2 protein-coding genes and 1 pseudogene are annotated in these 1,844 nt (G+C 44.0%); 2 read left to right on the forward strand and 1 reads right to left on the reverse strand.

Annotated features, from left to right (window positions below):
• Positions 1-140 precede the first annotated feature (140 nt).
• Complete coding sequence (locus tag NFR98_RS15680) at positions 141-1,181, forward strand: ComEC/Rec2 family competence protein (RefSeq protein ID WP_277613388.1); 1,041 nt, start codon at positions 141-143, stop codon at positions 1,179-1,181.
• A 15-nt stretch (positions 1,182-1,196) separates the two neighbouring features.
• A complete protein-coding gene (locus NFR98_RS15685) occupies positions 1,197-1,409 on the forward strand; it encodes a DUF3006 domain-containing protein (protein WP_013858348.1) in 213 nt (70 codons plus the stop codon).
• Between the two features lie 230 nt (positions 1,410-1,639).
• On the opposite strand, the pseudogene NFR98_RS15690 reads toward NFR98_RS15685, so the two are convergent.
• A pseudogene (locus NFR98_RS15690) lies at positions 1,640-1,844 on the reverse strand (trypsin-like serine peptidase); the annotation flags it as partial.

Consider the following 1,844-nt stretch of genomic DNA (forward strand, 5'->3'; position numbering starts at 1 on the left):
ATTCATGAAAAGAATGTCGAATTCAATAGAACTTTATCGAAAATTCCTCAAAAATAAGAAGATATCATCCCACCAAACCATTTAAATATAGTTCATTCAAAAATTAGAATGAATTTTATTTAAGACATGCGAAATGTGGGATTGATGGCGGGAATAATGACAAAGGCGATGATGTTGTCCGGTATCTTCGCCAGCTGCATGTCAGCCAATTGGATGATGTGATTGCCACCCATCCGGATGCCGATCATATCGGGGGCCTGGATACGGTTCTGGAAAACTTAAAAGTAAAAAATGTATATGCGCCGCGGGTCGTGAATACAACCAGAACCTATGAAGATTTTTTGCTGGCCGTGAAAAATAGCAGACTTAAAATCAAGCAGGCAAAAGCGAATGTTGATCTTGGGTTGCGGGGGGCATCGATGAAGTTTGTCGGTCCTGTAAAAGATTATCACGAAGAGATGAATGACTGGTCGGCTGTTGTAAAACTTTCCTATGGGGAGAAAGGTACTTTTCTATTCACGGGAGATGCCCCTATCCGTTCTGAAGAAGATATGATTGCAACGCACCAAGATCTTTCATCCCAAGTATTAAAAGTGGGGCATCACGGTTCAAAGACTGCTACAAGTCAGGCGTTTTTGGACGCCGTAAAACCGAAGTACGCGATTATTTCGGTAGCGAAGGTGAATTCGTACGGGCTTCCAAATGACGAGGTGATCAATCGTTTAAAGGCGAATCATATTCAAATTTTCCGGACAGACGAAATGAAAACCATTTTAGCGGTGACCGATGGGAAGTCTATTGAATTCCAGCCGGTTCCGTCTTTAACGCCGAATCATTCGTCTTCGGAAGCGGGAAATGCAACGGCTTCCGGAAAGGCTGCTCCGCCAGTAAAGCAGCCATCCCAGCAAACCACTTCTAACGGTACATTACAGGCGAATCTTGATGATCCAACGCCTCAGCAGTATGGTAAAATCAATTTAATGGTTACAGGTTTGACAGGCGCAACGTATCAGGCCACTTTTCATTATAAAAGCAAAGACACCGTCTATCAGGGAACGGTAGGGACGCCGCTTTCGGTTCGAATCAGCAGAGCGGCTCCTGGCTATGAAGTGCGGATTGATATAAAAGCTGTTGTAAAAGGGAAAACATATACCACCCATACTTCTTTTACCCCGCAATAAAGGAGGCCATTTTTGATGAAATATATTGTGGATCGGATCGAAGGGGAATTTGCTGTTTGTGAAAAAGAGGACCGGACGACTGTGGATATCCGTCTAAGTAAGCTCCCATCCGGTGTCAAAGCCGGAGACGTTCTCGTCGTCGAAGATGGAACACTGCGCATTGACAGGCAACAAACAAAGGAACGAAAAGCCCAAATCGAAAAATTGGCGGATGAGCTATTTGAGTAGGCAGCAGGGGGGGAGGATCTATCGGGATGCCGATTGGGCGTATAGCTATATCCAAATAGGGTTTGTACTGCCCAACTTTTATAATAAAGAGTACACGGGAATCTATGTGTCCCATTAACTTTTACGATCTGCAAAGAAGGAGGATTGGTAAAGTACTGGAATGTGAAAAAAATAAGGGCATGCCCCGGCCGAGTGACCGGCTTTTAGGCACGCCCTTATTCCTATCATGATTATTTTGCTTTCACCGCTTTTGCGTTGATGTAACCAACCCATTTCCCTTTGCCATCGTACAGGGAAAGATAGGTGAGGCCATTGCTGTGATAATAGGCATACTTGGCAAGGTAGGTTTTATTGGCAGCTTTGACATTTTTCTTTTTCCAGTTAAAGTTCTGGTATACAGCATATTTGCCGTTTGTCACTGTGACATACTTGCTG

Source organism: Weizmannia agrestimuris (genome assembly GCF_943193165.1).
In the GTDB taxonomy this organism is placed as follows: domain Bacteria; phylum Bacillota; class Bacilli; order Bacillales; family Bacillaceae_C; genus Weizmannia; species Weizmannia faecalis.

What these genes read in the sequence shown, in the direction of transcription:
- NFR98_RS15685 (WP_013858348.1), top strand. Translation starts at nt 1,197, where the DNA reads ATGAAATATATTGTGGATCGGATCGAAGGGGAATTTGCTGTTTGTGAA.